This is a genomic window from Enterobacter cloacae complex sp. Mu1197 (assembly GCF_040059225.1).
Taxonomy (GTDB): domain Bacteria; phylum Pseudomonadota; class Gammaproteobacteria; order Enterobacterales; family Enterobacteriaceae; genus Enterobacter; species Enterobacter quasiroggenkampii.
The window spans coordinates 3,366,408-3,389,865 of sequence record NZ_CP157375.1 but is presented as its reverse complement, the minus strand read 5'-3'; the positions used below and the strand labels follow the sequence as shown (position 1 = coordinate 3,389,865).

Annotated in this window: 20 protein-coding genes, 6 tRNA genes and 1 other RNA gene; 14 read left to right on the top strand and 13 right to left on the bottom strand. The window is 55.3% G+C overall.

The genetic code is table 11. The features are described from left to right. Positions 1-18: 18 nt before the first annotated feature. The 3 genes from zipA (at position 19) to ABFV38_RS15880 (ending at position 3,304) form a co-directional block, all read left to right on the top strand. The gene (zipA, locus tag ABFV38_RS15890) at positions 19-1,002 is read left to right on the top strand and encodes a cell division protein ZipA (protein ID WP_048226152.1); all 984 of its coding nucleotides are present in this window, start codon (positions 19-21) and stop codon (positions 1,000-1,002) included. A 69-nt stretch (positions 1,003-1,071) separates the two neighbouring features. Next, the gene (ligA, locus tag ABFV38_RS15885) at positions 1,072-3,087 is read left to right on the top strand and encodes an NAD-dependent DNA ligase LigA (protein ID WP_048029625.1); all 2,016 of its coding nucleotides are present in this window, start codon (positions 1,072-1,074) and stop codon (positions 3,085-3,087) included. A gap of 1 nt (position 3,088) precedes the next feature. Beyond that, positions 3,089-3,304 (top strand): DUF3820 family protein, encoded by a 216-nt coding sequence (locus ABFV38_RS15880; RefSeq protein ID WP_003861328.1) that lies wholly within the window; start codon positions 3,089-3,091, stop codon positions 3,302-3,304. Here the strand turns inward: ABFV38_RS15880 and ABFV38_RS15875 are convergent. Next, positions 3,301-4,296 carry a bile acid:sodium symporter family protein gene (locus ABFV38_RS15875; RefSeq protein WP_348957552.1) on the bottom strand — a complete coding sequence of 332 codons (996 nt, stop codon included), beginning with the start codon at positions 4,294-4,296 and terminating at the stop codon, positions 3,301-3,303. The genes ABFV38_RS15880 and ABFV38_RS15875 overlap by 4 nt on opposite strands. 89 nt (positions 4,297-4,385) lie before the next feature. Here ABFV38_RS15875 and ABFV38_RS15870 point away from each other — a divergent pair, with 89 nt between their 5' ends. Continuing rightward, entirely contained in the window at positions 4,386-5,321 is a 936-nt protein-coding gene (locus tag ABFV38_RS15870; protein WP_063622219.1) for a LysR family transcriptional regulator, read from the top strand. On the opposite strand, the gene ABFV38_RS15865 is transcribed toward ABFV38_RS15870, so the two are convergent. Further along, a complete protein-coding gene (locus ABFV38_RS15865; protein WP_045909442.1) occupies positions 5,318-5,656 on the bottom strand; it encodes a FlxA-like family protein in 339 nt (112 codons plus the stop codon). The genes ABFV38_RS15870 and ABFV38_RS15865 overlap by 4 nt on opposite strands. Positions 5,657-5,862: 206 nt before the next feature. Between ABFV38_RS15865 and xapA the strand changes: the two genes are divergently transcribed. From xapA to ABFV38_RS15850, 3 genes are all read left to right on the top strand, one after another. Then, entirely contained in the window at positions 5,863-6,687 is an 825-nt protein-coding gene (gene xapA / locus ABFV38_RS15860; RefSeq protein ID WP_167211827.1) for a xanthosine phosphorylase, read from the top strand. 51 nt (positions 6,688-6,738) lie between these two features. After that, positions 6,739-7,995, top strand: a complete 1,257-nt coding sequence (locus ABFV38_RS15855) for a nucleoside permease (RefSeq protein ID WP_348957551.1) — start codon at positions 6,739-6,741, stop codon at positions 7,993-7,995. Between the two features lie 67 nt (positions 7,996-8,062). Next, entirely contained in the window at positions 8,063-8,950 is an 888-nt protein-coding gene (locus ABFV38_RS15850; RefSeq protein WP_167211821.1) for a LysR family transcriptional regulator, read from the top strand. 99 nt (positions 8,951-9,049) lie between these two features. Here the strand turns inward: ABFV38_RS15850 and ABFV38_RS15845 are convergent. From ABFV38_RS15845 to ABFV38_RS15825, 5 genes are all read right to left on the bottom strand, one after another. Next, positions 9,050-9,178: non-coding RNA, RtT sRNA (locus tag ABFV38_RS15845), on the bottom strand. A gap of 26 nt (positions 9,179-9,204) precedes the next feature. Continuing rightward, positions 9,205-9,280 (bottom strand) — tRNA-Lys (locus ABFV38_RS15840). Positions 9,281-9,284: 4 nt separating this feature from the next. After that, a tRNA-Val gene (locus tag ABFV38_RS15835) sits at positions 9,285-9,360 on the bottom strand. A gap of 29 nt (positions 9,361-9,389) precedes the next feature. Then, positions 9,390-9,465 (bottom strand) — tRNA-Val (locus tag ABFV38_RS15830). Between the two features lie 41 nt (positions 9,466-9,506). Next, positions 9,507-9,582 (bottom strand) — tRNA-Val (locus tag ABFV38_RS15825). Between the two features lie 257 nt (positions 9,583-9,839). On the opposite strand from ABFV38_RS15825, the gene gltX reads away from it, so the two are divergent. Further along, positions 9,840-11,255: a glutamate--tRNA ligase gene (gltX, locus tag ABFV38_RS15820; protein ID WP_252073009.1), complete on the top strand. Its 1,416-nt coding sequence runs from the start codon at positions 9,840-9,842 to the stop codon at positions 11,253-11,255. 44 nt (positions 11,256-11,299) lie between these two features. Here the strand turns inward: gltX and ABFV38_RS15815 are convergent, their stop codons facing one another. Together ABFV38_RS15815 and ABFV38_RS15810 are read right to left on the bottom strand one after the other, a co-directional pair. Beyond that, complete coding sequence (locus ABFV38_RS15815) at positions 11,300-11,692, bottom strand: YfeC-like transcriptional regulator (protein ID WP_348957550.1); 393 nt, start codon at positions 11,690-11,692, stop codon at positions 11,300-11,302. A 1-nt stretch (position 11,693) separates the two neighbouring features. Then, complete coding sequence (locus ABFV38_RS15810) at positions 11,694-12,056, bottom strand: YfeC-like transcriptional regulator (RefSeq protein WP_045909399.1); 363 nt, start codon at positions 12,054-12,056, stop codon at positions 11,694-11,696. A 217-nt stretch (positions 12,057-12,273) separates the two neighbouring features. Here ABFV38_RS15810 and ABFV38_RS15805 point away from each other — a divergent pair. The 3 genes from ABFV38_RS15805 (at position 12,274) to ABFV38_RS15795 (ending at position 14,870) form a co-directional block, all read left to right on the top strand. Then, positions 12,274-12,349, top strand: a tRNA-Ala gene (locus ABFV38_RS15805). 41 nt (positions 12,350-12,390) lie between these two features. After that, positions 12,391-12,466 (top strand) — tRNA-Ala (locus ABFV38_RS15800). A 214-nt stretch (positions 12,467-12,680) separates the two neighbouring features. Continuing rightward, positions 12,681-14,870, top strand: coding sequence for an EAL domain-containing protein (locus ABFV38_RS15795; RefSeq protein ID WP_348959428.1), 2,190 nt, complete (start codon positions 12,681-12,683; stop codon positions 14,868-14,870). A 44-nt stretch (positions 14,871-14,914) separates the two neighbouring features. Here the strand turns inward: ABFV38_RS15795 and ABFV38_RS15790 are convergent, their stop codons facing one another. Then, the gene (locus ABFV38_RS15790; RefSeq protein WP_045909397.1) at positions 14,915-16,102 is read right to left on the bottom strand and encodes a NupC/NupG family nucleoside CNT transporter; all 1,188 of its coding nucleotides are present in this window, start codon (positions 16,100-16,102) and stop codon (positions 14,915-14,917) included. A 348-nt stretch (positions 16,103-16,450) separates the two neighbouring features. Here ABFV38_RS15790 and ABFV38_RS15785 point away from each other — a divergent pair, with 348 nt between their 5' ends. Beyond that, positions 16,451-17,689 (top strand): Nramp family divalent metal transporter, encoded by a 1,239-nt coding sequence (locus ABFV38_RS15785; protein ID WP_048029632.1) that lies wholly within the window; start codon positions 16,451-16,453, stop codon positions 17,687-17,689. A 33-nt stretch (positions 17,690-17,722) separates the two neighbouring features. On the opposite strand, the gene ABFV38_RS15780 is transcribed toward ABFV38_RS15785, so the two are convergent. Next, the gene (locus ABFV38_RS15780) at positions 17,723-18,070 is read right to left on the bottom strand and encodes a DUF2502 domain-containing protein (RefSeq protein WP_045909395.1); all 348 of its coding nucleotides are present in this window, start codon (positions 18,068-18,070) and stop codon (positions 17,723-17,725) included. 127 nt (positions 18,071-18,197) lie between these two features. Further along, positions 18,198-19,196, bottom strand: coding sequence for an L-glyceraldehyde 3-phosphate reductase (gene mgrA / locus ABFV38_RS15775; RefSeq protein WP_348957549.1), 999 nt, complete (start codon positions 19,194-19,196; stop codon positions 18,198-18,200). A 187-nt stretch (positions 19,197-19,383) separates the two neighbouring features. On the opposite strand from mgrA, the gene ipdC reads away from it, so the two are divergent. Continuing rightward, complete coding sequence (gene ipdC, locus ABFV38_RS15770) at positions 19,384-21,042, top strand: indolepyruvate decarboxylase (protein WP_348957548.1); 1,659 nt, start codon at positions 19,384-19,386, stop codon at positions 21,040-21,042. On the opposite strand, the gene ABFV38_RS15765 is transcribed toward ipdC, so the two are convergent. After that, a complete protein-coding gene (locus ABFV38_RS15765; RefSeq protein ID WP_045909392.1) occupies positions 21,043-22,278 on the bottom strand; it encodes an ion channel protein in 1,236 nt (411 codons plus the stop codon). 205 nt (positions 22,279-22,483) lie between these two features. On the opposite strand from ABFV38_RS15765, the gene glk reads away from it, so the two are divergent. Beyond that, complete coding sequence (glk, locus tag ABFV38_RS15760) at positions 22,484-23,449, top strand: glucokinase (RefSeq protein WP_348957547.1); 966 nt, start codon at positions 22,484-22,486, stop codon at positions 23,447-23,449. Positions 23,450-23,458 lie beyond the last annotated feature (9 nt).

Genomic DNA, 23,458 nt, shown 5'->3' with positions numbered 1-23,458 from the left:
AGAACAACAGAGAATATAATGATGCAGGATTTGCGTCTGATATTAATCATTGTTGGCGCGATCGCCATAATCGCTTTACTGGTACATGGTTTCTGGACCAGCCGTAAAGAGCGTTCCTCGATGTTTCGCGATCGCCCACTGAAGCGCATGAAGTCCAGTCGTGACGACGATGACAGTGAAGATGACATCGATGGAAGCGACGACGACGGCGTGGGTGAAGTTCGTGTTCATCGGGTCAATACTGCGCCCGGCGTAGGCCATGGGGAGCATGAAGCGCCTCGTCCTTCGCAGCACCAGTATCAACCGCCGTATGCTTCTGCACAGCCGCGCCAGCCAGCGCCGCAGCCTGTGGAAGAACCGGTGCGCCAGCCGCCGCAACAGCCTGTCTATCAGCAGCCTGCTGCGCCACAACCGGTTCAACAGCAACCGGTGCAGCAGCCCGTGCAACAGCAGCCTGCACAGCCGGTACCACAACCGCAGCAGCCTGTTCATGTTCAACCTGCGCCGCAGCCCGCGCCAGCCCCGCACGTTGAGCCTGAGCCCGTTGCAGAGCCAGAACCGGTTGTTGAAAAACCGCAGCGTAAAGAAGCGGTGATCATCATGAACGTGGCCGCGCATCACGGTAGCCATCTCAACGGTGACGTTCTGCTTAACAGTATTCAACAGGCAGGCTTCAAGTTTGGCGATATGAACATTTTCCATCGTCACCTGAGTCCTGACGGTAGCGGCCCGGCGCTGTTCAGCCTGGCCAACATGGTTAACCCAGGTACCTTTGATCCGGACATGACCGGTGATTTCGTTACGCCTGGCGTCACTATCTTTATGCAGGTGCCGTCTTACGGCGACGAACTGCAAAACTTTAAGCTGATGCTGCAGTCCGCTCAGCATATCGCTGACGAAGTCGGTGGTGTGGTGCTCGACGATCAGCGTCGAATGATGACCCCGCAGAAACTGCGCGAGTATCAGGACCGCATCCGCGAAGTTAAGGAAGCTAACGCGTAATCGCCGCGTTGACTTCAACTCCTCCTCAACCCCCGCATGTCGGGGGTTTTTTCTCATTGATGGTGTGATATGGACTCAATCGAACAACAACTCACTGAACTGCGAACCACGCTTCGCCATCATGAATATCTCTATCATGTTATGGACGCACCGGAAGTCCCGGATGCGGAGTATGACCGCCTGATGCGTGAGCTGCGGGAATTAGAGGCGCAGCATCCAGAACTCATCACGCCGGATTCCCCCACCCAGCGCGTCGGCGCAGAGCCGCTGGGGGCCTTCAGCCAGGTGCGGCATGAAGTGCCAATGCTATCGCTGGATAACGTCTTCGATGAAGAGAGCTTCCTCGCGTTTAACAAGCGCGTGCAGGATCGCCTGAAAAGCAGCGACGCGCTCACCTGGTGCTGCGAGCTGAAGCTGGATGGCCTGGCCGTCAGCCTTCTCTATGAAAACGGCGTGCTGGTGCGTGCCGCGACGCGTGGCGACGGCACGACGGGTGAAGACATCACCACTAACGTGCGTACCATCCGCGCGATCCCGCTGAAGCTTCAGGGTGACAACATTCCTGCGCGTCTGGAAGTGCGCGGCGAGGTGTTCCTGCCGCAGGCGGGCTTCGAGAAAATTAACGAAGAGGCGCGTCGCACCGGCGGGAAAGTGTTTGCTAACCCGCGTAACGCGGCGGCGGGCTCGCTGCGTCAGCTTGACCCGCGCATCACTGCGAAGCGACCGCTTACTTTCTTCTGCTACGGTGTCGGTATTCTGGAGGGCGGCGAGCTGCCGGATACCCATCTCGGGCGTTTGCTGCAGTTTAAGGCGTGGGGGCTGCCGGTGAGCAACCGCGTTCAGCTCTGCGACTCGCCGGAAGCGGTACTGGCGTTCTACCACAAGGTGGAAGAGGATCGTCCGACGCTCGGCTTTGATATTGATGGCGTGGTCATCAAGGTGAATTCACTGGCGCTGCAGGAGCAGCTGGGCTTCGTGGCGCGCGCGCCGCGCTGGGCGGTGGCGTTTAAGTTCCCGGCTCAGGAGCAGATGACCTTCGTCCGCGACGTGGAGTTCCAGGTGGGACGTACGGGAGCCATTACGCCGGTCGCCCGTCTGGAGCCGGTGCAGGTGGCGGGCGTGCTGGTGAGTAACGCTACGCTGCATAACGCCGATGAAATCGACCGCCTGGGCCTGCGTATTGGTGACAAAGTGGTGATTCGCCGCGCGGGGGACGTGATCCCGCAGGTGGTTAACGTTGTGGAGTCAGAACGTCCTGACGATACGCGCGAGGTTGTCTTCCCAACCCATTGCCCGGTGTGTGGCTCGGACGTTGAGCGTGTGGAAGGTGAAGCCGTGGCGCGCTGTACGGGGGGCTTAATCTGTGGCGCACAGCGTAAAGAGTCACTGAAGCACTTCGTTTCCCGTCGCGCAATGGACGTGGACGGCATGGGCGACAAGATTATCGATCAGCTGGTTGAAAAAGAGTATGTCCACACGCCAGCGGACCTCTTCAGGCTGACCGCAGGTAAACTGACCGGTCTGGACCGCATGGGGCCAAAGTCAGCCCAGAACGTGGTTAACGCGCTGGAAGCCGCCAAAGAAACCACCTTCGCCCGCTTCCTGTACGCGCTGGGCATTCGTGAAGTGGGTGAAGCCACGGCCGCGGGTCTGGCAGCATACTTTGGTACGCTGGAGGCGCTGGAAAAGGCGAGCATCGAGGAGCTGCAGAAAGTCCCGGATGTCGGCATCGTCGTTGCCACGCACGTCTTTAACTTCTTTGCCGAAGAGAGCAACCGTAACGTCATCGGCGAACTGCTGGAAGAGGGCATTAAATGGCCCGCGCCGGTGGTGGTTAATGCTGAAGAGATCGACAGTCCGTTCGCCGGTAAAACGGTGGTGCTCACCGGCAGCCTGAGCCAGCTTTCACGCGACGATGCTAAAGCCCGTCTGGTGGCGCTGGGGGCCAAAGTGGCGGGCAGCGTGTCGAAGAAAACCGACCTGGTGATTGCCGGAGAAGCGGCGGGTTCGAAGCTGGCGAAAGCCCAGGAGCTCGGCATTGAGGTTATCGACGAAGCGGAAATGATGCGTCTGTTAGGAGAGTAAGGTGGAGAAAGAGCAGCTCGTTGAGATCGCCAATACCGAGATGCCGTTCGGTAAATACAAGGGCCGCAGGCTGATTGATTTGCCGGAGGAGTATCTGCTGTGGTTTGCCCGTAAGGATGAATTTCCGGCAGGGCGACTGGGCGAGCTGATGGCGATAACGTTACTGATCAAAACCGAGGGGCTGACCCAACTGGTGCAGCCCCTGAAACGTCCTTAAGCCTTCGCGGCGCGGGTCGCTTCCTGCGCCAGCTTTTCGGTCTGGCGCTTGTAGCGACGCGCCAGCACCGCGCAGACCATCAGCTGGATCTGATGGAAAATCATCAGCGGCAGCACCATCATCCCAATCACCGAGGTCGGGAACAGAATGTTGGCCATCGGGATGCCGTTCGCCAGGCTCTTCTTCGAACCGCAGAACACAATCGTAATTTCATCCGCTTTGTTGAAGCCGCACTTGCGTGCCACAAAGACGTTTACTGCTATTACAATCGCCAGCAGGACAATGCTGACCACCACGATAAACAGCAGCGAGCCTGCCCCCACCTTGTGCCAGATCCCATTCACGACCGCTTCGCTGAAGGCGGAGTAAACCACCAGCAGAATCGAGGTCTGGTCGGTTTTTGAGATCCACTTTTTATGCTTCGTCACAAACGCCCCGGTCCACGGACGGGAGAGATGGCCCAGGACAAAGGGCAGCAGCAGCTGCAGACAGATTTTGCCCACCTGCTCAAGGTTACCTTCCGCACCGTGCATGTTCATCAGCAGGCCCACCAGCAGCGGCGAGACGAAAATCCCCAGCAGGCTGGAGGCTGATGCCGAGCAGACCGCGGCCGCCACGTTCCCTCCCGCGAGAGAGGTAAAGGCAATAGCGGACTGCACCGTGGCCGGAAGAATACAGAGATACAGGAAGCCGGTGTAGAGCGCCGGGTCGACGTTAACCGGCGCCCACCAGGCAAACAGCACCCCGAGGATCGGGAACAGAATAAACGTGCTGCACATCACCCAGAGGTGCAGTCGCCAGTGGCTACCGCCCGCGATAATGGCTTCACGGGAGAGTTTTGCGCCGTGCATAAAGAACAGCAGCGCGATGGCGGCCGTCGTCAGCCCTTCAAAGAACGGGACGAACCCGCCGCGAGCGGGAAAGAACGAGGCCAGTAAAACGGTAACCACCAGGGTGAGCGTAAACGGATCAACAATACGAAATAGTTTCATAATGACTCCTGAAAACAGATGTCGCTATTGTGCTTTTTTCCATTTGAGAAATAAAATTGATTTATTGCATCCATTCATGAATTAAACAGATGAATTATTCCTTACGCCAGCTTCGCATTTTCGTCACCGTCGCCCATGCCCGCAGCTTTAGCCGGGCAGGAGAGATGATTGGCCTGAGCCAGTCGGCGGTCAGCCACAGCGTGAAAGAGCTGGAGAATCAGACGGGGGTAAGATTACTTGATCGTACCACGCGCGAAGTGGTGTTGACCGAAGCCGGGCAGCAGCTGGCTTTGCGCCTTGAACGGCTGCTGGATGAGCTGAACAGCACGCTCAGAGACGTGGGGAGACTGGGCCAGCAGCTTTCGGGTACCGTGCGGGTTGCGGCCAGCCAGACGATCTCTGCGCACCTTATCCCGCAGTGTATTGCCGAGGGAAGCCATCTCTACCCGGACATTGATTTTGTGCTGCATGACAGACCGCAACAGTGGGTGCTGGAGAGCATCCGCCAGGGAGATGTCGATTTTGGTATTGTTATCGATCCCGGCCAGGTGAGCGATCTGGAGTGCGAAAGCGTACTTTCAGAGCCCTTTTTGCTGCTCTGCCGTGACGACGATCCGCTGGCCGCGTTACCGGAGGTCAGGTGGCAGTCACTGCAGGGCGCGAACCTGGTTTTACAGGATTATGCCTCGGGAAGCCGTCCGCTGATTGATTCCGCGCTGGTGGATCAGGGGGTCAAGGCAGCAATCGTGCAGGAGATTGGTCACCCGGCAACGCTGTTTCCCATGGTGGAAGCGGGCATTGGCATCAGCGTATTGCCCGCCCTGGCGCTTCCCCTGCCGCAGGGAAGTCGACTGGCCGTGAAGCGGTTGACGCCCGTTGTCGAGCGAAAGCTAATGCTGGTGCGGCGAAAAAATCGTTCACTCTCGGGGGCGGCGCAGGCTATCTGGGAAGTGGTGCGTATCCAGGCACAGCGATTAACCGAGGCCCGCATACGCGATCCACTGTTTAACGCATCAGAAGATTAGATGTAGATATCAATCTGATTAGTGTCTGACGGGCTATTCACGCCTTCCACTTTGCCCAGTTTTTGTTCCTGCTTTTTCTGGGCCTCTTCGGCCTGCTGGCGCTGCAGCGCGGCGAGCTGCGCCTGCAGCACTTTGATCTGGGTCTGAATCAGTTCCTGCTGCTTTTTCTTCTCATCGGTGCTGATGGGGCTGTTCGACAGCTCTTTTAACTGCTGGGTCAGCTTTTTGATCTTGTCGAGAATACGGGTGATTTGCGCAGAGATATCGTTACTGCTCGAAGTGCCACTCGCGCCGCTGGTTTGTATCTGTTGGGTTGAAGCCTGAATGGTCGTCATACTTTTTCCTCGCGGTATAAAACAGAGGTATCGGCACCGGCGGGATTAGCTTGAGCAAAACTGCCATATCTGGCAGGGAGTTGCATCGATACACAATCAGTATTGATGGTGCGGTGAAAGTGTATTGGAGGTCACCGGCAGGCTGCGGATATAAGACGTAAGTCATGCGATCCCCGCATCGCGATCTTCATCCTTAAGGAGCCTCTATGACCCTCTCGAATAATCCGTGGTACTGCGCCGACATCATTCGCGCCGCTAAGCCAAACTTCACGCCTCGCGTGGCGTTTATTCTCGGCTCTGGCCTGGGCGCCCTTGCCGACCAGATTGATGACGCCGTTTCTCTGAGCTACGAAACGCTGCCTGGCTTCCCGGTGAGCACCGTGCATGGCCATGCCGGGGAGCTGGTGCTTGGGCATCTTGCCGGGGTGCCAGTTGCCTGCATGAAGGGGCGCGGCCATTTCTATGAGGGGCGCGGGATGGCCATCATGACCGATGCGATCCGCACCTTTAAGCTGCTGGGGTGCGAACTGCTGTTTAGCACCAATGCGGCGGGCTCGTTGCGTCCGGACGTTCAGCCAGGCAGTCTGGTCGCTCTGAGCGACCATATTAACACCATGCCGGGCACGCCGATGGTGGGGCTGAACGATGAGCGCTTTGGCGAGCGTTTCTTCTCGCTGGCCAATGCTTACGACGCGGATTACCGCGCCATTCTGCAAACCGTGGCGACGAAAGCCGGCTTCCCGCTCCATGAAGGGGTGTTTGTTTCTTATCCCGGTCCGAACTTCGAGACGGCGGCCGAGATCCGCATGATGCAAATTATCGGCGGCGATGTGGTGGGCATGTCCGTAGTGCCGGAAGTGATTTCCGCGCGTCACTGCGGCCTGAAGGTCGTGGCCGTTTCTGCGATTACCAATCTCGCGGAAGGGCTGGGCGATATCAAACTCTCGCATGAACAAACCCTCGCTGCCGCTGAGCTTTCCCGCCAGAACTTTATCAATCTTATCTGCGGTTTTCTTCGCCATATTGCCTGAGTAAAACAATAAAGTGGCCCGTGAGGGCCACACTGCTATAAGGAATGGGTTATGAACATCACGACTCGCTTAAAGATGATGTCCTTTATGCAATATTTTATCTGGGGGAGCTGGCTGGTTACCCTCGGCGCTTACATGATTAACACCCTACATTTTACCGGCTCCGACGTGGGCATGGTGTACAGCTCCAAAGGACTTGCCGCGATTGTTATGCCCTCGCTGGTGGGAATTATTGCCGACAAATGGCTGCGGGCAGACCGCGCCTACGTGATTTGTCACCTCGTTTGCGCCGTCGCGCTCTGCTATGCCGCACAGGTCAATGAGCCGGGCCTGATGTTCTGGGTCATGCTGGTGAATGCGATGGCCTTTATGCCCACGATTGCGCTGTCGAATACGATTTCTTACTCCTGTCTTGAACAGGCAGGGCTGGATACGGTGAGCCATTTTCCGCGAGTGCGGGTGTATGGCACCGTGGGCTTTATTGCCGCGATGTGGACCGTAAGCCTGATGGGGGCAGAGCTGAGCAACCTGCAGCTCTATATGGCGGCTGCCGCGTCCGTGCTGCTGGCGCTCTATTCTCTGACATTGCCAGCCATTCCGGTGGCGAAAACAAAAACGTCTCCGTCGCTGGCCAGCAAGCTGGGCCTCAATGCGTTTGTCCTGTTTAAACAGCCCCGCATGGCGGTGTTCTTTTTATTCGCGATGCTGCTGGGGGCCGTGCTGCAGATAACCAACACGTTTGGCAGCCCCTTCCTGCATGATTTTGCGCGTAATCCGGCGTATGCCGATAGCTTTATCGTCAAATATCCGTCCATCCTGCTCTCCGTTTCGCAAATCTCTGAAGTGTTCTTCATTCTGACCATTCCGTACTTCCTCGGACGCTTTGGTATTAAAACGGTCATGATGATGAGCATGGTGGCCTGGATGCTGCGGTTTGGGCTGTTCGCCTTTGGCGATCCGTCTGCAACAGGCTTTGTGCTGCTCATGCTCTCAATGATTGTCTACGGCTGCGCGTTCGACTTTTTCAATATTTCCGGCTCGGTGTTTGTCGAACAGGAGGTGAGCGCCGATATACGCGCCAGCGCACAGGGGCTGTTTATGACAACCGTTAACGGTATCGGGGCCTGGTTCGGATCGGTATTGAGCGGTATGGCCGTCGATTATTTCTCGGTGGACGGAGTGAAGGACTGGCAGACGATCTGGCTGGTATTCGCGGCCTATGCCCTGGCGCTCGCGGTGGTGTTTTATTTCAGCTTCAACTATCGCCACACCTGCAAAAACAGCGAGATGCGCACAGTTGCGCACTAAATTTCCCCTCTGGACGATGAAAGGCTTTAAGGTAGGCACATAAGTGTTATCGCCAGGATATGTTTTGATGGAACGCGCCTATCGGACCGATCTCAAGCTGCTGCGCTATTTTCTGGCCGTGGCTGAGGAGCTGCATTTTGGACGGGCTGCGGCCCGTCTCAATATGTCTCAGCCGCCGTTGAGCCTGCATATTAAAGAGCTAGAAAGCCAACTGGGGACGTTACTGTTTATTCGACACTCACGGAGCGTCGCGTTGACGCATGCCGGTAAGGTGCTGATGGAAGAGTCCCGTCGTTTGCTTGCCGGTGCAAACCAGGCGCTGGCTCGCGTTGAGCAGATTGGCCGGGGGGAGGCAGGGCGCATTGAGCTGGGTATTGTCGGTACCGCCATGTGGAGTGAGGTGCGCACGGTGATGCGCGCTTTTTTGAAATCGCACCCGAATGTAGATGTTGTATTCCGAGAGAAATCCCCGGTCATGCAGATGGCGCTGCTTGAGCGCCGGGAGCTGGATGTGGGCATCTGGCGAATGGCAACCGAGCCCACCGCTGGGTTTACCAGCGTGCGGTTACGCGAGGCCGCTTTTCTGGTGGCGATGCCGGAGGATCACCGGCTGGTGAGCGAATCATCGATTGCGCTCGCAGAGTTGCAGGACGAGTATTTTGTCACGATGCCTTCAGCGCATTCTGACTGGGCATTTTTACATCGCGTCTGCCAGCAGGCCGGGTTTTCGCCGATGATCGTGCGTGAAGCCGTTGAGCCGCAAACGGTACTGGCGATGATCAGCATGGGCATGGGGATTACGCTTGCCGCAGACAGTTACGCGCAAATGCAGTGGCCGGGCGTGGTGTTCCGCCCGCTTAAAGAGCGTATACCGGCAGATTTGTATGTGGTGTATGACGAGAAGCAGGCGACGCCAGCGGTGAAGACGCTAATTGAAACGTTAACAGGAGTGTGATGGTTTCGTAGGCCTGATAAGCGTAGCGTCATCAGGCTATGTTTTTTACGCTCAGTACCGCAGATAGCAAAAAAGCGCCTTTAGGGCGCTTTTTTACATTGGTGGGTCGTGCAGGATGACTCGCTTCGCTCGCCCTTCGGGCCGTCGCCGTAAACGGCTCCGGTGCCTCACTGCGTTCGGCTCGAACCTGCTGCAGGTTCGAATCATCCAGATCGCAGATAGCAAAAAAGCGCCTTTAGGGCGCTTTTTTACATTGGTGGGTCGTGCAGGATTCGAACCTGCGACCAATTGATTAAAAGTCAACTGCTCTACCAACTGAGCTAACGACCCGAAATGGTGGGCGATGACGGGCTCGAACCGCCGACCCCCTCCGTGTAAAGGAGATGCTCTACCAACTGAGCTAATCGCCCATTTCGGAACTGCTGCGATAAGGTGAGAATGGTGGGCGATGACGGGCTCGAACCGCCGACCCCCTCCGTGTAAAGGAGATGCTCTACCAACTGAGCTAATCGCCCAATCTCAATTCTTATCTACACTGCGAGCCTACCGAAGTAGATGGTGGGTGATGACGGGCTCGAACCGCCGACCCCCTCCGTGTAAAGGAGATGCTCTACCAACTGAGCTAATCACCCCCGCTGTGTGGAGTCGCATTATAGGGAGAGTTGAAAATGAGTCAACGCATTTTCTAAAGTTTTTATTCGTTCGTCGTAAAATTAAGCAAAACGATCGCGAAACGGGCAGTGGCGCATGATTTCTAAACAAAAATCGCAAACTCGGGCCCGATTCAGGGAACAACATTGAGGAATCGCCGCACAGTGATAGAATATTGCCCATCGTTTTTCCCCAGGATTTGCCGATTGCCGGCATCTTTATAACGTAAGGCCATTTCATGAAAATCAAAACTCGCTTCGCGCCGAGCCCGACAGGCTATCTGCACGTCGGTGGTGCACGTACCGCTCTCTATTCCTGGCTTTTCGCACGCCACAACAAAGGTGAGTTCGTGCTGCGTATTGAAGACACCGATCTTGAGCGCTCCACGCCAGAAGCAATTGAAGCCATTATGGATGGGATGAACTGGCTGAACCTGGAATGGGACGAAGGTCCCTATTTCCAGACCAAACGCTTTGACCGCTATAACGCCGTCATTGATGAGATGCTGGTCGCGGGCACGGCGTATAAGTGCTACTGCTCCAAAGAGCGTCTGGATGCGCTGCGCGAAGAGCAGATGGCGAACGGTGAAAAGCCGCGTTATGACGGCCGCTGCCGCCATGACCACAGCGAGCATGCTGCTGATGAGCCTTGCGTCGTGCGTTTTGCTAACCCGCAAGAGGGGTCTGTGATCTTTGACGACCAGATCCGTGGCCCGATCGAATTCAGCAACCAGGAGCTGGACGATCTGATCATCCGTCGTACCGATGGTTCCCCAACCTACAACTTCTGCGTGGTGGTTGACGACTGGGATATGGAAATTACCCACGTTGTGCGCGGTGAAGACCACATCAACAACACGCCACGTCAGATCAACATTCTGAAGGCGCTGAACGCGCCGGTGCCTGTCTATGCGCACGTCTCCATGATCAACGGTGATGACGGCAAAAAACTGTCTAAACGCCACGGTGCGGTGAGCGTCATGCAGTATCGCGACGACGGCTATCTGCCAGAAGCGTTGCTGAACTATCTGGTGCGTCTGGGCTGGGCCCATGGTGACCAGGAGATCTTCAGCCGCGAAGAGATGATCGAACTCTTCTCTCTGAGCTCTGTCAGCAAATCCGCCAGCGCGTTTAACACTGACAAGCTGCTGTGGCTGAACCATCACTACATCAATACCATGCCGCCAGAATATGTGGCGACGTATCTGCAGTGGCACATTGAGCAGGCAAATATTGATACCCGCACGGGCCCTGAGCTGGCGGATCTGGTGAAACTGCTCGGCGAGCGCTGCAAAACGCTGAAAGAGATTGCTGAAAGCTGCCGCTACTTCTATGAAGAGTTTGATGCGTTCGATGCGGACGCCGCGAAGAAACACCTCCGCCCGGTTGCGCGTCAGCCGCTGGAAGTGGTGCGTGACAAGCTGGCCGCCCTCAACGAGTGGACCGCTGAGAATGTGCATCATGCCATTCAGGCGACGGCGGATGAGCTGGAAGTCGGCATGGGTAAAGTTGGTATGCCACTGCGCGTTGCGGTGACCGGGGCAGGTCAGTCTCCGGCGCTGGACGTAACGGTTCATGCCATCGGCAAATCACGCAGCGTGGCGCGCATTAACAAGGCGCTGGACTTTATCGCTGAACGTGAAAATCAGCAGTAATCACGTCTAAGAAAAAACAAACGGCAGGGTAACCTGCCGTTTTTTTATGCCTCTTTTTCCGCGATACCCAGACGGGTAAGAAAACCGTGAATGCCTTCGCGTTTCAAAAAGGCGTCCAGACGCTTCTGTTCTGACGGCGTCATACTCTCCAGCGTCTCTATAATGCCCGGAGACAGGTTTGAAGAGGGGCCATTATAGACAGACGTGGCCTCCGCGAGATGGTAAACCGCCTGACGGTTGCGGATCGCCGGGAGACTCATTATATGTTCCTTCACGCGTGCATCGACATGAATGAGCCGCGCGCGACCGCCTTTCACGCCGTTGAGCCCTTCGGTTTTCCACCCCTGCTGACGTATCCAGCGATTGACCGTTTGTCTGGCGACGCCCAAACTTCCCGCCAGCTCTTCCGTGGTCATTTTGCTCCGTAATCTTTTCATATCAGTCCCGATCGCGTATCCCTAAACGTTGCAACAATCCGGTGATCCCTTCCCGTAATAACAGCGATGTCATCTGCTTCTGCTCTTCCGGCGTCATTTCATTAGCCAGCGTCAGGAGGAGGGTATGAAGCGAACGATCATGGCTGGTGCCTTCTGGCAGTTCGGACGTTTCGCTTGCCCGACGTGCGCTGCGGATAAAGTCACGGACTTTTTCGTTCACATGTACCAGGCGCGCTTTTCCGCCCTGGACGCCTGGTTTTGGTGACGTAATCCAACCCTCTTTGCGTACCCATTTATTGATGGTCTGGCGGCTATAGCCAGTGAGCAGGGCTAACTCTTCTGGCGTCATTCGTTCCTTGATCATACAATTTCCTGAATATCTGTGGGGTTAATTAACGGCTCATTTTATAGCACCGTTTTACGTGAAAACGTGACAGGCTTAACTCCTGATTACGAGCACGCTCGCAAAGTGATTCATTTGCATGATTTTTCGGCGATCGAACGGCGGTCATTGATTTTGCCGTTGACACTCCGCAGCGGAATTCATATTATGCCGCCCGTCAACATGACAGCTTTACGATGGGGCTATAGCTCAGCTGGGAGAGCGCTTGCATGGCATGCAAGAGGTCAGCGGTTCGATCCCGCTTAGCTCCACCAAACTCTGAACCCAACAGAGTGCGGTCAGTAAAGTCACATGTGGGGCTATAGCTCAGCTGGGAGAGCGCTTGCATGGCATGCAAGAGGTCAGCGGTTCGATCCCGCTTAGCTCCACCAAAATTGTAAACCCTCGTCATATGACGAGGGTTTTTTTATCTGTTTGTAACGTCCATTACTGCATTTTGTTATCAAAAAGAAGGTATTCCTGTACCTCTCCTCAATCGACATCAATAAACCAGTCTATAAATAGACTTGAACTTGATTCGTGCAATTAATAAACCTATTATCCATCCGGTCAATAATTCGAACGGATAATATATTCCCCAACTTAATGAATAGAAAAACGTATAATAATGTAAAGATATTTATGATTGCCCTGGCACTTTGCCTGATTGCGGTACCTGTCTCCCGTTATCTCTCTCCGCGTGCAATTGTTAATGGTCATGACGTTTATTTAGCATGGTTGCCACTCAGCGTGATGCTGGCGGTAATTTTGATATTTGGGCGCCGGGCAATTCTTCCCATTGTGTTAGGTTTTACTGTCACTAATTTATTTTATGTTGATTTAGCACCGCTACAATATTCAGTTTTGCTTTTCTGTCAGACCTTTGCGCTGTTTGCGGTGTGCGGCCTGCTACGCCTTATGCTGGGCAAGCGCTGGCGGCACAGCATTCCTAACAAGCACATCGGGCTACGTATATTCTGGCTCGGTTTTATGGTGCCGTTAGGTATTAAGCTGTCGATGTATATGGCAGGCTATTTGTTTGATTTTCCGGTGACTATTTCAACTTATTTTGGCGAAGGAACGGTAATTTATAGCGTTGTGGATATTCAAAGCCTGATATGCGCGGGGCTGATTTTTACCATGATGTTCTATTACCCATTAAGAATGATAATTAATCCTCGTTATGCCATCGCCTTCTGGCGGCGAAGCGTGAAGCCCGTGTTTTATCACAAGAATCCATTATATATTTTTGTCTGGCTGATGCTTTTAGGCTTCATTCTCGTCATTTTATGTGGTCCTTTTGAATCACCGGTCATTGCGGGTTATTTGATGCCGCTGATTTTTATTCTTTTTACCTTAGCAATAAGCCGCCTGACCTATGCGTTGATTTCTCTGCTGTGGGCCATCTCAGCGCTCCTGCTGTTGACCTACAACTACAACTTCCTTAACGGGGTGGAATCGGGCCATTCGCTCTCCTTTATCCTCTCCGTGCTGATCTCTTTCGCCATCTGCTTGCTTTACATGTCGCGAATTTACCAGCGCAGCGAGTGGCTGAAGCGGGGCTGGCAGGACAGGGCGCTGACCGATCCTCTTACCGGTTTGCCCAATATTCGCGCGCTGGAGGATTACCTTGAAATCCATCCGGATGCCAAAGTGTGCATTCTGCGCATGGACAATCTGGAGTTTTTGAGCCGCCACTACGGCATTATTATGCGGGTCCACTGCAAACGAACGATCGCCACGTCGCTTCAGCCGCTCCTGCAAAAAGATGAGCTGCTGTTCCAGTTGCCCGGAAGCGAGTTGGTGCTGGTCTTGCTCGGGCCGGAAATTGCTGAACGTCTCCAGCATATGGTCGATCGGCTCAACAGCAATAAGATTTTCTGGAACAACACCGGGCTGGATATTGAGTTTGGCGCGTCCTGGGGAATGGTCGAAAACGGCGAAAAGCTGCATCACACGCTGGGGCAACTGAGCTGGCTGGCAGAACAGGCCTGCGGAGAGCAAAACGTACTCGCGCTCACGAATAGCCTTGAGGCGGCCTCAGGACAGACGACAGAGCGTGTCCTGATGCTGGCGCGAATTAAGCATGCCCTGGAGGCGGGGCAGTTCCATTTGTATGCGCAGCCGATCCAGAAGGCGGACGGAAGTGGGTACTATGAAATCCTGACGCGAATGGAGAGCGAGGGGGAGATTATGACCCCTGACCGCTTTATTCCGCTGATTGCGCAGTTCAATCTCAGCCACCGGTTTGATATGTGCGTCATGGAAAAATTACTGGTGTGGCTGCGCGATAACCCTGCAACGCATGCTGGCGCCCGTTTTTCCGTCAACCTGATGCCCCTGACGCTGATGCAAAAAGAGGTGGCGACCGAGATTTGCGCGCTGTTTGAACGGTACGGCGTGGCACCGCAGGCCGTCGTGATCGAGATTACCGAAGAGCAGGCATTCTCTAATTCAGGCTCGAGTATCAACAATATTCAGCAACTGCGGGATTACGGTTTCCGGATCGCCATTGATGATTTTGGTACTGGCTACGCTAACTATGAGCGTCTCAGACGCCTGCAGGCGGACATCATTAAAATCGACGGCTGCTTTGTGAAAGACATTTGTACAGACGACATGGATGCAATGATCGTGCAGTCGATGTGTAATCTGGCAAAGACGAAATCGCTCTGCGTCGTCGCGGAATATGTGGAAACACCGGCACAGCGGGAGATGCTGCTCCGCTTCGGTGTGGATTACCTGCAGGGCTACCTGATAGGCAAACCCAAACCGCTGGAAGAATTGCGGGCATAAAAAAACCGGGAGCCAGGCTCCCGGTTTTTGTTTAACGGTAAACGTTACAGAACCAGTGCCGCAATGGACGCGGACAGGACGCTCACCAGCGTAGAGCCATAAACCAGCTTCAGGCCAAAGCGAGAAACCACGTTACCCTGCTCTTCGTTCAGGCCTTTAATCGCACCCGCGATAATCCCGATGGACGAGAAGTTCGCGAAAGAGACCAGGAACACGGAGAGGATGCCTTCCGCGCGCGGAGAAAGCGTGCTGGCAATTTTCTGCAGATCCATCATCGCAACGAATTCGTTAGAAACCAGCTTGGTTGCCATGATACTGCCCACCTGCAGCGCTTCGTGAGCCGGAACACCCATCACCCATGCAACCGGGTAGAAGATGTAGCCCAGAATGCCCTGGAAGGAGATACCCAGCACCGCGGCGAACAGGGCGTTCAGGCCAGAAATCAGCGCAATGAAGCCGATCAGCATGGCGGCAACGATAATCGCGACTTTGAAACCGGCCAGGATGTATTCACCCAGCATTTCGAAGAAGCTCTGGCCTTCGTGCAGGTTTGACATCTGGATATTCTCTTCGCTGGCGTCAACGCGGTATGGGTTGATCAGCGACAGAACGATAAAGGTGCTGAACATGTTCAGAACCAGCGCAGCCACCACGTATTTTGGTTCCAGCATGGTCATATACGCGCCCACGATAGACATGGAAACGGTAGACATTGCGGTTGCCGCCATGGTGTACATGCGGTTGCGGGACATCTTGCCGAGAATATCTTTATACGCGATGAAGTTCTCAGACTGACCGAGGATCAGGGAACTGACGGCGTTGAAAGATTCCAGCTTACCCATGCCGTTCACTTTGGATAACAGGAAGCCAATTCCACGGATCACGAACGGCAGAACGCGGATGTGCTGCAGAATACCGATCAGCGCGGAGATGAAGACGATAGGGCAGAGAACCTTCAGGAAGAAGAACGCCAGACCTTCGTCGTTCATTTTACCGAAGACAAAGTTGGTCCCTTCGTTGGCGAATCCGAGCAGTTTTTCGAACATTTCGGAGAAGCCTTTCACGAAGCCGAGGCCTACGTTGGAGTTCAGGAAGAACCACGCAAGTAAAACTTCAATGACCAGCAGTTGGACAACATAACGAATACGAATTTTTTTGCGGTCTGTGCTGACCAGCAATGCGAGTGCAGTAACGACAACAAGTGCCAGGACAAAATGAAGGACGCGGTCCATATTTGCTCCAAATATGAGGCAGGTTTAATTTTCGTGCACATTCTATGTAACAACCGAAAAGAAAACGAGATCGAGGACACACTATAGTTACATCCTGTGACGAGTCTCAAAAATAGTGATCCACAATACATTTTTGTTATGTTAGGTAAATGAGTGAAAAGTTAAGTTTGTGTGCTAGTCTTCACAAAAGAGCCCGCGATTTGAGTTTCTGTTAGATCGCCCAGCTTACCCGCCCGTCTATCGTTCAAAGCTATCAGAGAAATCACTGCAAACTTTATAAATGATCTTGATAATCATTCTCATTTTGATAGCATTAAACATAGCAAAGGCTATATTTCAGAGGCAGAAATGACAAACAGTCGCGTAGAGGGTAGCAGTGGCAGAGCAGCGCGCAAGTTGCGGTTCGCATTAATGGGACCTGCGTTCATCGCTGCCATTGGCTATATCGATCCAGGTAACTTTGCGACCAATATTCAGGCCGGGGCCAGCTTCGGCTATAAGCTGCTGTGGGTGGTCGTCTGGGCTAACCTCATGGCGATGCTGATTCAGATGCTCTCCGCAAAGCTGGGGATTGCGACGGGTAAAAACCTGGCGGAGCAAATCCGCGACCATTATCCGCGTCCCGCCGTCTGGCTCTACTGGGTTCAGGCTGAAATCATCGCCATGGCTACTGACCTCGCTGAATTTATCGGCGCAGCAATCGGCTTTAAGCTGATTCTGGGCGTGTCGCTGTTACAGGGGGCGGTACTGACCGGGATTGCCACGTTCCTGATCCTGATGCTACAGCGTCGGGGTCAAAAGCCGCTGGAGAAGGTCATTGGCGGACTGCTGCTGTTTGTGGCGGCGGCCTATATTGTCGAACTGATTTTCTCACAGCCGAATCTGGCGCAGCTCGCTAAAGGGATGGCGATCCCAAGCCTGCCAACCTCGGAAGCGGTGTTCCTGGCCGCCGGCGTGCTGGGAGCGACCATCATGCCGCACGTGATTTATCTGCACTCCTCGCTGACACAGCATCTCCACGGTGGGACGCGTAAAGAGCGCTACTCCGCCACCAAGTGGGACGTCGCGATCGCCATGACCATCGCGGGGTTTGTCAATCTGGCGATGATGGCAACAGCAGCCGCGGCTTTCCACTTTAACGGTCATACCGGTATTGCCGACCTCGACCAGGCGTATCTCACGCTGGAGCCGCTGCTGAGCCATGCTGCCGCCACAATATTTGGTCTTAGCCTGGTGGCTGCTGGTCTCTCTTCTACGGTGGTGGGTACGCTGGCAGGCCAGGTGGTGATGCAGGGGTTTGTCCGGTTCCATATTCCGCTGTGGGTGCGCCGCTCCGTCACCATGCTGCCGTCATTTGTGGTGATTTTGATGGGGCTCGACCCCACGCGAATTCTGGTCATGAGCCAGGTGCTGCTGAGTTTTGGTATTGCGCTGGCGCTGGTGCCGCTGCTGATCTTTACCAGCGATAAAACCCTGATGGGCGAGCTGGTCAACTCGACGCTGGTGAAACGGACCGGGTGGGCCATCGTGGTGGTGGTGGTGGCGCTGAACCTGTGGTTGCTGATTGGCACAGCGTTGGGGCTGTAAAAGAAAAAGGAGCCATGAGGCTCCTTTTTGCTGTTAGTCGTGGCCGTGGTGGCCATGTCCGTGACCTTTGCCGCGACCCCAGCCGCCGCGACGGTCGTCACGATCCCGCCAGCCTTCACGGTAACCGCGCTCATAGGCGCTGTCTTTATACCAGCCGCGGTGTCTGCCGTTATCATGTTTCCACCAGCGATCGCCGCGCCACTCATAGTGACGATGCCAGTAATCACGGTCGCGCCAGTAGCCGCCGTCCCAGTATCTGCCGTAGTCGTCACGATCGCCAATTTGTAATTTTACTGATGGCAACAGGGTGATTTCGCCCGCAGTGGCGATCAGCGGCGCCGAAGCCAGTAATACCGCTGCAAGAATCAGTGACCTGAACATACTCTTTCTCCTTCACGATCGGGGCCTTTGTAGGGCCTGTTAACGCAATTTTACGAGTTGGTAAACCTTCGTATCATCGCCTCAACTCCGAATTCCTGGGTGAGAGCACTTTTTGCTAAAGGTGGTGTTATTTTGAGCTGCTGAGAATCGCGTCTATGCGGGCCAATTCTTCCTCTGAGAAATGGCGGTTTGCCAGCATCCCCACGGCGTCATCAATCTGAGCCGTTTTACTTGCCCCAATCAGCACCGAGCTCACTTCCTCATGGCGTAATACCCAGGCCAGCGCCATCTGGGACAGCTTCTGGCCGCGACTTTCTGCCAGGGCATTCAGCTTCCTGACTTTTTCCAGCTTCTCTTCGGTGAGCTGATCGGGTTTAAGGAACTGACTGCCGCTTGCCGCGCGTGAGTCTGCAGGAATGCCGTGCAGATAGCGATTGGTCAGTTGCCCGCCAGCCAGCGGCGAGAAGGGAATACAGCCGACCCCTTTTTCCTGCAACACGTCCAGCAGTCCCGCTTCCGGCGCACGTTCAAAGAGGGAGTATTTCGGCTGGTGGATCAGGCAGGGCGTCCCGAGGTCATTGAGGATATCAATCGCCTGGCGAGCCAGAACAGCCGGGTAATTGGATAATCCGACATACAGTGCCTTCCCCTGACGCACCGCATGGTCAAGCGCTTTCATGGTTTCCTGCAGCGGCGTTTCCGGATCTGGCCGGTGATGATAGAAGATATCCACATACTCCAGCCCCATGCGCTTCAGGCTTTGATCGAGGCTTGCCAGCAGATATTTGCGCGATCCCCAGTCGCCGTAAGGACCCTCCCACATGGTATAACCCGCTTTGGTGGAGACGATCAGCTCGTCGCGCCAGGGCAGGAAATCCTCCTGCAAAAGACGGCCGAAATTACGTTCGGCGGATCCGGGAGGCGGGCCATAGTTGTTGGCAAGGTCGAAATGCGTAATGCCCAGATCGAACGCACGCTGTAAAAGTTGACGGCTGTTTTCGATAAGGGTGGCGTCACCAAAGTTATGCCACAGCCCAAGCGAGATGGCGGGCAACCTGAGCCCGCTTCGTCCGCAGCGACGATACTCCATTGTCCCGTAACGATTTTTGTCCGGCTGATAACCCATTTTCGTAACCTCTGGCGCTGAAGTGAAAAATCAGTGTATGCGTTTACATTTACGTGAAAAAAAGCAGCATAGCGCAGCCTTTTTTGTAAAGCATTCTTTCCATGTCCTTCTTATCGCCAATTCTGGACACCCATCACGCTTATTTAATACTCAAGGTGAGGTCAAAACATTAGAAGGATACCTGTTTATGCGTACCCCATACTGCGTCGCCGATTACCTGCTGGACCGTCTTACAGATTGTGGAGCCGATCATCTGTTTGGCGTGCCGGGCGACTATAACCTGCAGTTTCTCGACCATGTAATAGACAGCCCGGATATCTGTTGGGTGGGCTGTGCCAACGAATTAAACGCCTCTTACGCCGCTGACGGATATGCACGATGTAAGGGCTTCGCCGCGCTGCTGACGACATTTGGCGTAGGAGAGTTAAGCGCCATGAACGGCATTGCGGGCAGCTACGCCGAGCACGTTCCGGTCTTGCATATTGTGGGTGCGCCGGGGATGGCATCACAGCAAAGAGGTGAGCTGCTGCACCATACGCTGGGCGACGGTGAGTTTAGTCACTTTTATCATATGAGCGAGCCGATCACCGCTGCGCAGGCGATCCTGACCGAACAAAACGCCTGTTATGAAATCGACCGGGTGTTAACAACCATGCTCCGGGAGCGTCGCCCCGGCTATCTGATGCTGCCTGCCGACGTGGCAAAAAAAGCCGCCACCCCTCCTGTAAACGCTCTCACGCTCCGGCATACGCATGCCGACAGCGCCTGCCTGAAAGCATTCCGGGATGCTGCAGAAAACAGGCTTGCCAGGAGCAAGCGTACTGCGCTGCTGGCCGATTTCCTTGTCCTGCGCCATGGCCTGAAGCATGCGCTACAGAAATGGGTCAAAGACGTGCCGATGGCACACGCCACCATGCTGATGGGTAAAGGGATATTCGACGAGCGTCACGCTGGTTTTTACGGCACCTACAGCGGTTCGGCGAGCGCTGGCGCGGTAAAAGAGGCGATTGAAGAGGCGGATACCGTACTGTGCATCGGCACGCGATTTACCGATACCCTGACCGCCGGCTTCACGCATCAGCTCACCCCGGCGCAGACGATAGAAGTTCAGCCTCATGCCTCACGCGTTGGTGATATCTGGTTTACCGGCATCCCCATGCTTCAGGCAATCGAAACGCTGGTGGAGCTGTGCAAACAGCACGTGCACGAGACGCCCGTGCCGTCCTCTCAAAGCGCGATGGCCTACCCGCAGCCGGATGGCTCGCTGACGCAGGCGAATTTCTGGCAAACGCTGCAGACGTTTATTCGTCCGGGAGACATCATTCTTGCGGATCAGGGCACCTCGGCCTTCGGCGCGATCGACCTTCGTCTGCCGGCTGATGTGAACTTTATCGTCCAGCCGCTGTGGGGATCGATTGGCTATACGCTGGCGGCGGCATTTGGCGCACAAACGGCCTGCCCGAACCGGCGCGTGATTGTTCTGACGGGGGATGGCGCGGCGCAGCTCACCATCCAGGAGCTCGGCTCGATGCTGCGGGATAAACAACACCCCATCATTCTGGTCCTTAACAACGAAGGGTATACGGTGGAAAGAGCGATCCATGGGCCTGAACAGCGGTATAACGACATTGCGCTATGGAACTGGACGCAAATCCCGCAGGCACTGAGCCTTGATCCTCAGGCCCAGTGCTGGCGGGTCAGTGAAGCGGAGCAGCTGGCGGACGTCCTTGAAAAAGTGGCGCACCACGAGCAGCTCTCGCTGATTGAGGTGATGCTGCCGAAAGCCGATATCCCACCGCTGCTGGGGGCGATCACCAAAGCGCTGGAAGCGCGCAATAGCGCCTGATTATTTGTCGTTTCGCCAGGCCATCATCATCGGTTTGCCCGCCAGCAGGAGCCAGGCGGGCAACATCACAATACAAAGCAGAGGGAAAAGCGTCGAATCCGGTACGACTACCGCTGCCATAAACAGGCTTAGCCACGCGTCGCGCGTGACCACCAGAACCAACCCCAGAATAGAACAAGAGACGGTAATCGCCGCCGGGACCGCATCGACATGCTCGTGCAGCATCAGCCCCAGCGCGACGCCGACAAAGACCGCCGGGAAGATACGTCCACCACGGAAACCGCAGGCGGCCGCCACCACCAGCGCTGCCAGCTTGATCACGGCAAACAGCAGATAGTCGGAGACGCTAAATATCTGGCTGAAAGCCAGCTGCTGCATCTCGTCCAGACCTTTAAACAGCGTCACCGGCCCGCCGATTGCGCCTAAAATACCGAGGATCAAACCGCCAGCTCCCAGAATCAACACCGGGTGTTTGAGTCGATGCATCAGCCGATGCAGACGTGGAAGACACCATACTGCCACCATGCCCAGCGCAATGGCGATGGCGACGACGATGGCGCCGCTGAAGATATCGGCGATTTGCATCTGGCCGTAGTGGGGCAAGGAGAGTGAAAAATGGGGATGGAAAAACAGGCTGGTGGTCAACGCCCCGGCGGCGGCGGCCATCAGCGGAGCAAACAGTTTATCCCAGAGCGGGACATCGTTATTACTGCTGAGCGTCTGCGAAAAGATCAGTGCCGCCGCCACGGGCGTGCCGAAAAGCGCCCCGATGGTGCCTGCTGAGGCGAGAATGGTCCAGTCCAGCGCGCCGACGCGGGGCAAAATGCGTGAACCGAGAAAAACCGCCAGGCCAATATTCACGGCCATAATCGGATGCTCTGGCCCCAGGCTGACGCCGCCGGCCAGACCGAGAATCAACGCGATAATCAGCCCCGGCAGTGCCGAAGGGGAAACCGGGGCACCAATCAGCGGTTCCTGCGCCGGGTCTGGTCCAGCATGGCCGGGACTGAAACGGATCACCAGGCCCACCGCAATACCGGTTAACGTCAGCATCCCAACGATCCAGGCAGGAGAGTCAGCGGTGACGCCCAGTCCTGCAGGAAGCGCGTTCCATAATAGTGTTTGCAGCACCGACGCGACTTTCATCACGACGATGAGCACCAGACTTGAAACCACGCCAATGATGAGCGCCGGAATGGCCAGCAACAGCATGGTTCTGGCTCGCGGGTGGAGCATGATGATTTCCTTGTACAAAACGGTATGACGTTACTTTGCACATTAAGCCTTATGGCAATAGTGCAAAAGGTGCTGAAACGGTAAAGTTATTCTGTGACGAAGATCGATAATCCATGGGCATTCACCTTCCGGTCGTTGTTGTTATCACGCCTTGAATTTACAGTGTCCCAAAGATTTATTCTGACTTTAGCGGAGCAGTAGAAGAATGACAAAGTATGCTTTGGTAGGTGATGTGGGCGGCACGAACGCGCGCCTCGCATTATGCGATGTAAGTAGCGGTGAAATTTCCCGGGCGAAAACCTATTCCGGGCTGGATTATCCAAGTCTTGAGGCTGTTGTTCGCGTCTATCTGGACGAGCATCAGGTAAGCGTCGAAGATGGCTGCATCGCCATTGCCTGTCCGATAACCGGCGACTGGGTCGCCATGACCAACCATACCTGGGCATTCTCCATCGCCGAGATGAAAAAAAACCTCGGCTTTGTGCATCTTGAAATCATCAATGACTTCACCGCGGTGTCCATGGCGATCCCGATGCTGAAGCCTGAGCATCTGATCCAGTTCGGTGGCGCTGAGCCGGTCGAAGGTAAGCCGATTGCGGTTTACGGGGCCGGTACCGGTCTGGGCGTTTCACATCTGGTGCATGTTGCTCAGCGCTGGGTGAGCCTGCCGGGTGAAGGCGGTCACGTTGACTTTGCGCCAAACAGCGAAGAAGAGGGCATTATCCTCGAAGAATTACGCGCTGAGATCGGCCACGTCTCCGCCGAGCGCGTGCTGTCAGGGCCGGGGCTGGTGAACCTGTACCGGGCGATTGTGAAGTCAGACGGTCGTCTGCCGGAAAACCTGCAGCCGAAAGACGTCACCGAACGCGCGCTGGCGGACAGCTGCATTGACTGCCGTCGTGCCCTGTCGCTGTTCTGCGTGATTATGGGACGCTTCGGCGGCAACCTGGCGCTGACGCTGGGCACCTTCGGGGGCGTTTATATCGCGGGCGGCATTGTGCCACGCTTCCTCGACTTCTTTAAAGCCTCCGGCTTCCGCGGCGGGTTTGAGGATAAAGGGCGCTTCAGAAGCTACGTGCAGGACATCCCGGTTTATCTGATCGTGCATGATAACCCAGGCCTGCTGGGGTCGGGTGCCCACCTGCGTCAGGTTCTCGGTCAGATTCTCTGATGCCTGGCC